The organism is Iodobacter sp. (genome assembly GCF_025352645.1).
Taxonomy (GTDB): Bacteria; Pseudomonadota; Gammaproteobacteria; order Burkholderiales; family Chitinibacteraceae; genus Iodobacter.
In genome coordinates, this window is record NZ_JANXSO010000127.1 from 1 (window position 1) to 8,076 (window position 8,076).

The window sequence follows — 8,076 nt, forward strand, 5'->3', positions numbered from 1 at the left end:
GCTACCACGTAGTCGTAGGTGCGGCCATCGCCCATTACGCCGACGGATTTTACTGGCAGGAAGACGACGAAGGCTTGGCTGGTGAGTTCGTACCAGTTTTTGCCGGTTTTTTCATCGACTGTAGCGCGTAGCTCTTCGATAAAGATGGCGTCGGCAAAGCGCAGTAGATCAGCAAATTCTTGCTTTACTTCGCCAAGGATACGCACGCCTAGGCCTGGGCCTGGGAATGGGTGGCGGTAGACCAGCTCTGGGGCTAGGCCGAGCGCTACGCCTAGTTCGCGCACTTCGTCTTTGAATAATTCGCGCAGTGGCTCCAGCAAACTCAGCTTCATAGTTTCTGGCAGGCCGCCTACATTGTGGTGGCTCTTGATGGTGTGCGCTTTGCCGGTTTTTGCGCCAGCAGATTCGATTACATCGGGGTAGATGGTGCCTTGGGCTAGCCATTTTGCGCTTGGTAATTTAGCAGATTCAGCTTGGAATACTTCTACGAATTCGCGGCCAATGATTTTGCGCTTGGCTTCTGGGTCGGTCACACCCGCAAGGTGGCCCATAAATTGCGCGGCGGCGTCAACGTGGATCACTTTTACGCCAAGGTGCTCGGCAAAGGTTGCCATCACTTGCTTGCCTTCATTCAGGCGTAACAGGCCGTTGTCGACAAATACGCAAGTCAGTTGATCGCCAATGGCGCGGTGAATCAGCGCAGCGGCAACGGATGAATCCACGCCGCCAGATAGGCCCAAGATCACTTCGTCTGTGCCGACTTGTTCGCGGATTTTTGCCACGGCTACGTCGATGTAATTAGGCATGGTCCAGCTTGGCTTTGCGCCGCAAATATCGAGCACAAAGCGGTTAATCATTTCACGCCCTTTTAGGGTGTGCGTTACTTCTGGGTGGAATTGCACGGCGTAGAAGCCACGCGCTTCGTCAGAAATAGCAGCAATCGGGCAAGCTTCGTTGCTGGCAATCACGGAGAAGCCAGCTGGCAGCGCGGTGACTTTGTCACCGTGGCTCATCCAGACTTCTAATACGCTTTGGCCTGCGCTATTTTTGCGATCTTCAAGGCCGCCGAATAATTTGCTGCTTGCTTGCGCGCCAATTTCGGCAAAGCCAAACTCACGCACGGTGCCTGCTTCTACCTTACCGCCTAGCGATTCGGCCATCCATTGCATACCGTAGCAAATACCGAGTACCGGCACGCCCAGCTCAAACAATTTAGCATCGGCTTGATAATCGCTCTCGTAAACTGAATTTGGGCCGCCCGAAAGAATGATACCGGTCGGTTTAAATTCACGAATAAAATCAATCGATACATCAAAAGAATGCAGCTCAGAATACACATGCGCTTCGCGAACACGGCGGGCAATCAGCTGAGTCACTTGCGAGCCAAAGTCCAAAATCAGAATTTTATCCATGCTGTCAAAATCTTTGATGTTTAAATAATCGCCGAATTTTACCTTGCTCAGCCCATTGCGGCTAGCACGTATTCTGCAAACAGCGGCTACAGCGCTAGAAGTTCTCTTATTACAGCAATAGCGGTGCATTTTCTTTCCCTCAAAGCAAGCGCAGAAAATACCAAAGGGATAAACTTGTAAGACCTACGCCAAGGAGCGCCGCCATGCCTATCAGCGATTACCATATCAGCACCGATCAGCAACGCTTTGATCTAGATGCCATTCATGCTTTCCTCAGCCAAGCGTATTGGTCTCCAGGTATTTCACGCGATACGGTAGAAAAAGCCACGCAAAATTCGCTGGCTTTTGGCGTGTTTCTTGGCGACCAGCAAATCGGCTTTGCACGGGTGATTACCGATAGGGCCAGCTTTGCTTATTTGGCCGATGTGTATATTCTGGACGCGCATCGCGGCCAAGGCTTAGCCAAGTATTTAATCGCCACCATCCAGGCCCACCCTGATTTGCAAATGATTCGGCGCTTTATGCTGGCAACCAAAGATGCTCACTCGCTGTACACCCAATTTGGCTTTACTGAGCTGGCTAATTCCTCACGCTTTATGGAGATCCATAGCCCAAGTGTGTATCAGGCTTAGATTTGGAGGTGTAAGGTCACAGCAAATACGTGGGTTTCACACCCATCCTATCAACTTAAGCCAAGTTTGTAGGCCGGGTGAAGCCCGCAATCGATGCTAAAAAACGCGGGTTGCACCCGCCCTGCGATGCTTCAACGCCTGCAATAGATAGATCTACGTTGATGGCTTAAGGCTTAACCATCAACAAGTTTCCCTTAAGTTGATAGTGGGCTTCAAACGCACTAAGAAAAACGCCGCCCTTTAAATAATGAGCGGCGTTTTTTATGCGGGCCAAGCCATTAATTTTTTGCCTGTCCCAAGCGCTCTAGCATGGCTTTTACCGCCGACATTTGCGGGGCGGTCTTGCTATAAAAATTAGGCGCTAAAGGATTTGTTGGGTCTGAATAGCCCCAAAAATCCCAGCAGCCCTTGGGGTTGAGCGGGGTAAAAAACCAACCGCTACTGGCTTCTGCTTGCGGATAAAGCACCATTATTTTATTTGCATCTGCCAGCTCGTTGTAGCCGGTGGTGCCATAAAACAAATTGCCAATTTTTGTCGCGCCCTGCTCGCAGCCATGAAACGCCACGTGTACTTTGCAGCTTTCTGTTTCGCAAGCCTTGGGCACATAAAGATAGGCATCGCGACTCATGCTGGTATAGCTAGATTTAATAAATTCACTCTGATCAAACGCCACAATCTTGCCACTGAGCACTGCCACCGCAGGCTGCAGATCGCCATAAATGTGCTTCAAAATATCTTGTGATTGAATAAAATTGCAGCCATTAATATAGGGCGCCTGGGTATCGGCACACACCACATCCTTAGTATTACTGGTGATGATGGCGTGGCCAGCATCTACATTCTGAATATATTTAATGCTTGCTGCTGGCACACCAGCCAGCTGATAAAACGCGGCAGCCTGATCCACCACGGCGGTGGCCACGGTTTTATCGGCTTGCCCGCTAAATAAATACACTCTTTGGGTTTTTAGATTTTCGAGCTTATCAATGGCTCCAGTACGCTCAAATGCCTTTGCCAATTGGATTAAAAGAGTGGGATTAGGTGGGCCATAGGCACTTAAAGAAGGATTCATGCAAGCGGTGGTTGCCACTAGCACGGATGGAGGCACGGGATAGGCCGAGCCAGAGCAATAAAACGGCCCACCCGCGACGACTCCCGCCCCAACCAAGGAAGCAGAAAAAGCCGTTTGAAACTGTGCTGCCATAAACGCCCCAGAAGATAAGCCCGATACAGATGTCTGGCTTAAATCTGCTTTATAAGCGGGCAACTTATCCGTACTGGCGGCAAAGCTGCTATACAGCCCCAAAAACACCGCCGCCACAGCAAAGCTACAATGTAGAGCACTAGATTTATCTTTCATGAAAAACCCCTTATTGATGGCTAAATTTATCAAATATCTGACACTAAACTTAGCAGCAAGAAAGGAAAAACGACACTCGTCTATTTGAATCTTTGATGAATTTTTAAATCGCAACACAAGCCCCTTTTCTTTCTTACAAAAAAAGAGTCAAAACAACTAAGGAAGCGCTGATTTAATCGTCATCCCTCAGTTTTTTATCGGGAATCCTGCGTAAATACAGGATTCCCGTCTGTATGGAAATGACGAAGCAGAATAAATCAAAAACGCCCTCAGCGATTAAGCAGCCACAATGGATTTATCTAGCGCCGCAATTCGATTAAAAACCAAAAGCATCAATAGCACAGCAGGCAAAGAGCACAATAACAAGGTATTAAACAAGCCGTATTGATTTGCCAAAAATCCTGCAGGCAGCGCCAACCCAGCCAAAAGCAAGGTGGTAATTTGGTATACCAGCACCGAAACAGGGCCAATTTCTTGCTCTGAAAAACGGCTAAGCATAGTGGTATAAGCCACTGCATACAGCATATTGGAAGCAATATGTGCCAGCACCACAGCAATAAAGACCAAGGTAAAACTTGTTGAGTAAAAAGCTAATAAATACATCATAAAAAACATCAATCCCAAGCCAGATTTACCAAGGATAGACCCAAATAAATAATCCACTATTTTTTGGTTTACTACTAAGGGGCCAATTAATTGCCCAAGACAGCGGGAAAATAGCAACATAAGCACCGGATGAATAACCAGCCCCAGCCATTTTATTTCTGAAAACGCTAGCCCTTTTACCGGTAGCAAAGCCATTGCAGGTGCGGAAATAATAGTTAGCAAGGGCATGATTAATATGGCGCATTTTTTATCCCCATTTAATGATGCAAAACGCAATGTAGCTTCTACTGCCTCTTCTATTTTATCCACCACTTGCTGTGGGCTAATTGAGCGTGAATAAATTAAACACGCGATTGCCAGCAGATAGGAAACCGCATCAATAAAAAAATACACGCCATGCTGTACTAAAGGATAAATAAGGCTACCAATCCCTGTGCCAACAATTGCAACCGCAGAGAAAGATATCGTTTCAATGGTGGCAATTTGCAAATAGTCTTCTTCAGTAAAGCCACGTTTATTAATCATATTGTATGCCGCCACACCCACGCCAATAAATAGGCTAGATACAGAAACAGCAAGCATTAGCATGCGTGGACTAGCGATGATGAGCGCATAAAATGGCAAGATTAAGGCAAATAAACCCGCCAGCTCTGCGGCAATTAATATAGAGAATGGTTTGAAATATCGGCTCAAGTACTTACCCAACTCAGACGATAATAAAGCCGGTGCAACCGATACTGAAAACGTAATAGCAAAAGCAAGGGGACTGGCATCCAATTTAGCTAAGTTGGCATAAATAGCTACCCCAGTTAAGCCCGTTCCAATCCCTGTAATAAGATAGCCCAAGCTAAACCAGAGATACCAGCGTGATGATATTAATAATTTAAATACTGACATGATATAAACCTAATATGTACGTGATGCACAGCCATGTTTCGGCCACGACCCTAGTAACACAGGCAATCGCTGTATTGAATAGGCGCAAAAATGCTGTATCACTTTTTTAAAGTGTCATCGTATCTGCATAAGTAAAAGCCACTAAATATTCGCCCATATTAAAACAGGCAAGCAGAATTAATTCTGCACGCGCAAATAAGGGCTATTACGCAAAGCAAATAGATAAAAAATTTGGATGGAGCAAAGCGATAAGGCAGGCAAGCCGATTGGGCTAGCGGCCTAATGAGGAAAGCTAGAGGTGGGTTTCTACTTGAACAAAAACAGCCAATACGGATATTGCTATTTGATAAGTATTTTCACGGAACATTGTTTATCTCCTTTGAGCGTGAGCCAGCAATTTATCAAATAGAAAGCACGGCGTCAATTTAATATAAAACACAGCTGATTATGTCTCTTATTCAATAACGCCGAGGTAAATCATCTTTTTAGAACAGCACACTATTCTTGCATTTGTAGGGCGGGAAAACCCAATCCTATCAACTTAAGGGCAATGTTTTAATTATTAAACAGGCTTCAACTTGGATTGCACTATTGCAAGTATTTAAAACATCGTAGGGTGGGCGCGTTTTTTGCCCACGCCGCGTATCCGCGTGGGCAAGATAAACCGCCTTGCCCACCCTACATGTTGGTTAAATCTTAAGTTGATAGGATTGGGGTGAAACCCGCGAGCAACGTTGAAAAAACGCGGGTTTCACCCGCCCTACGAATGCTCCATTGCTTACTGATTGTTCAATAAGTACGGGGCGTCATTCCTGCTCAGGCGGGTATCCAGCAGCACGGCTGGATACCTGATAAATACATTTGGAGATGACGCTTTTTTAACCCGTCTAAAAGGCAAGAACACCTAGGGCCTGTTGACGTTTCATTCACGGCTGCGTTGGCTTCTTACCCTTATTGCGTCCCTGCAATTTCTTCCTCGCTGGCGCTCTCCGCCTTTGGCGTGGCAGCCTTAGGCGGCACTGGGTGCATTACATCGGGGCTAACGCCCTTGCCATCTGGGCCCACATTTTGGTTTACGGCTGGCAAGTGATGGGCAATGCCTTTGTGGCAATCAATACAGGTCATGCCTTCAGACAAGCCTTTTTGGTGCGCATTGGCCGAGCGGGTGTTTTGCTCCATATAGTCAAAATATTCGTAGTTATGGCAATTACGACAGGCTTTGGAATCGTTAGCCTTCATCCTTGCCCATTCGTGCTGGGCCAACTCAATCCGCTTATCTAGGAATTTCTCACGCGTATCGATATAACCTGTGAGCTTACCCCAGACTTCTTTAGAGGCCTCAAGCTTACGCCACATCTTTGGGCCCCATTCATGCGGCACATGGCAATCTGGGCAGGTGGCACGCACACCGGAGCGATTGGTGTAGTGCACGGTTTCTTGGTATTCCGGATACACATTACTCGCCATTTCATGGCAACTTAAACAGAATTTCTCGGTATTGGTCATTTCCAGCGCAGTGTTAAAACCGCCCCAAAAGATAATCCCCACAATAAACGCCACAATCACACCGACATAGCCAATGCGTAAGCTGCGTAATTTTTGCAGCAAGGCACAAAGACGCGCCTTAAGTGAGGGCTTGGTTTCATCGCTCATTATTCAATCCTTTTACTTAACCAAGCCATCCGCTGGCTTAAAGGTATTGCCAACCAAAGGCTTGGCATCCGTTTGCGGCACATGGCATTGCTGACAGAAATAACGGCGTGGCGAGATATTGGTAAGCTCAGTACCGCCACGGGTTTTAAAATGGGTAATCGATACCTTGGTCGCGCCGGTATCCGCCGTACGATCCCAGCTATGGCAATCAAGGCATTTATTAAACTCTTTGGTAATCAGATAGCCCTTGGTGGTGTGTGGAATCAGCGGTGGCTGCTGCACAAACTGGCGAGGCAATGGTTTGCGATCTTTTTCCCAGCGATAGTTTTCAGAAGGCGCATCGCCTTTAACCGCTTCAGTACCGCGCAAAGACTTCAAGGTTTCCGCCTGCGCCACGGGAGCGCAGAGCATACAGAAGCTCAGAAACAGCGCCAGCATCGGCATTAATTTTTTCATTTTTTTCTCCTTCTTAGATTGTGGGTTGGGTATCGATCGCCACATCTCATTGAATCATCGTGTTATAGCGAAGCCCATCCTCTCGACAGGGGTGGGTATCAACATCCCCTCTCCCCTTGCCCTCTCCCGTAAAGGGAGAGGGGGATAAGTAGCGCCTGCGGCGCAATCTTACTTTTAGGCTTTAACTACTTTCACCGCACATTTCTTGTAGTCGGTTTGCTTAGAAATCGGGCAAGTTGCATCCAGCGTTAGCTTATTCACCAAGCGGCCTTCATCAAAGAAGGGGATAAAGATCAGCCCCATCGGCGGCTTATTGCGGCCACGTGTTTCTAGGCGGGCTTTGATATCGCCACGGCGGGACGATACCTTCACCAACATCCCGCGCTGTAAGCCACGTTTTTTAGCGTCGTTTGGGTTCATAAACACCATCGCTTCTGGCACGGCTTTATGCAGCTCAGGCACGCGGCGGGTCATAGTGCCGGTATGCCAGTGCTCTAACACGCGGCCCGTGCAGAGCCACATATCAAAGTTGGCATCAGGCATTTCCGGCGGCGCTTGATATGGCAGAGCAATAATATTGGCACGGCCATCTTTATTACCGTAAAAGCGCACGCCCTCGCCTTTTTTCACATACGTGTCGTAACCTTCGCGATAGCGCCACTTGGTTTCTTTGCCATTCACCACGGGCCAGCGTAAACCACGGGCTTGGTGATACATATCAAAGGGCGCTAAATCGTGACCATGGCCGCGACCAAACTGGGCGTACTCTTCAAACAAGCCTTTCTGGATATAAAAACCAGCCAGCTTGGCTTCAACATTATCAAAGCCCTTGTACTGATCGGCGGCTTTAAATTTATCTACATTGCCATTCACATACAGCACGTCGTAGAGCGTTTTGCCTTTGACCGCGGGCTGCTTGGCAATCAAATCAGCAGGCCACACGTCTTCCACCTTAAAGCGCTTAGCAAATTGCATCAGCTGCCATAAATCAGATTTTGCTTCACCCGGTGCATTCACCTGCTGACGCCATAGCTGGGTACGGCGCTCGGCATTACCAAA

Annotated in this window: 7 protein-coding genes; 1 reads left to right on the plus strand and 6 read right to left on the minus strand. The window is 47.7% G+C overall.

The window, feature by feature from the left end:
• A partial coding sequence (gene guaA, locus Q0R17_RS14360; RefSeq protein WP_293935981.1) for a glutamine-hydrolyzing GMP synthase occupies window positions 1-1,412 on the minus strand: 1,412 nt, incomplete at its 3' end.
• 203 nt (window positions 1,413-1,615) lie between these two features.
• On the opposite strand from guaA, the gene Q0R17_RS14365 reads away from it, so the two are divergent.
• Window positions 1,616-2,044, plus strand: a complete 429-nt coding sequence (locus tag Q0R17_RS14365) for a GNAT family N-acetyltransferase (RefSeq protein ID WP_293935982.1) — start codon at window positions 1,616-1,618, stop codon at window positions 2,042-2,044.
• A 278-nt stretch (window positions 2,045-2,322) separates the two neighbouring features.
• On the opposite strand, the gene Q0R17_RS14370 is transcribed toward Q0R17_RS14365, so the two are convergent.
• The 5 genes from Q0R17_RS14370 to Q0R17_RS14390 form a co-directional block, all read right to left on the minus strand.
• The gene (locus tag Q0R17_RS14370; protein WP_293935983.1) at window positions 2,323-3,405 is read right to left on the minus strand and encodes a poly(3-hydroxybutyrate) depolymerase; all 1,083 of its coding nucleotides are present in this window, start codon (window positions 3,403-3,405) and stop codon (window positions 2,323-2,325) included.
• A 276-nt stretch (window positions 3,406-3,681) separates the two neighbouring features.
• A complete protein-coding gene (locus Q0R17_RS14375; RefSeq protein ID WP_293935984.1) occupies window positions 3,682-4,908 on the minus strand; it encodes a hypothetical protein in 1,227 nt (408 codons plus the stop codon).
• A gap of 951 nt (window positions 4,909-5,859) precedes the next feature.
• Entirely contained in the window at window positions 5,860-6,561 is a 702-nt protein-coding gene (locus tag Q0R17_RS14380) for a NapC/NirT family cytochrome c (RefSeq protein ID WP_293935985.1), read from the minus strand.
• A 12-nt stretch (window positions 6,562-6,573) separates the two neighbouring features.
• Window positions 6,574-7,017, minus strand: coding sequence for a nitrate reductase cytochrome c-type subunit (locus tag Q0R17_RS14385; protein ID WP_293935986.1), 444 nt, complete (start codon window positions 7,015-7,017; stop codon window positions 6,574-6,576).
• Between the two features lie 174 nt (window positions 7,018-7,191).
• On the minus strand, window positions 7,192-8,076 hold an 885-nt coding region (locus tag Q0R17_RS14390), incomplete at its 5' end, for a molybdopterin dinucleotide binding domain-containing protein (RefSeq protein WP_293935987.1).

Bases quoted from the DNA above. Each gene is read 5' to 3' on its own strand.
- Q0R17_RS14365 (WP_293935982.1), top strand. From the start codon at position 1,616: ATGCCTATCAGCGATTACCATATCAGCACCGATCAGCAACGCTTTGAT.
- Q0R17_RS14370 (WP_293935983.1), bottom strand. From the start codon at position 3,405: ATGAAAGATAAATCTAGTGCTCTACATTGTAGCTTTGCTGTGGCGGCG.
- Q0R17_RS14375 (WP_293935984.1), bottom strand. From the start codon at position 4,908: ATGTCAGTATTTAAATTATTAATATCATCACGCTGGTATCTCTGGTTT.
- Q0R17_RS14380 (WP_293935985.1), bottom strand. From the start codon at position 6,561: ATGAGCGATGAAACCAAGCCCTCACTTAAGGCGCGTCTTTGTGCCTTG.
- Q0R17_RS14385 (WP_293935986.1), bottom strand. From the start codon at position 7,017: ATGAAAAAATTAATGCCGATGCTGGCGCTGTTTCTGAGCTTCTGTATG.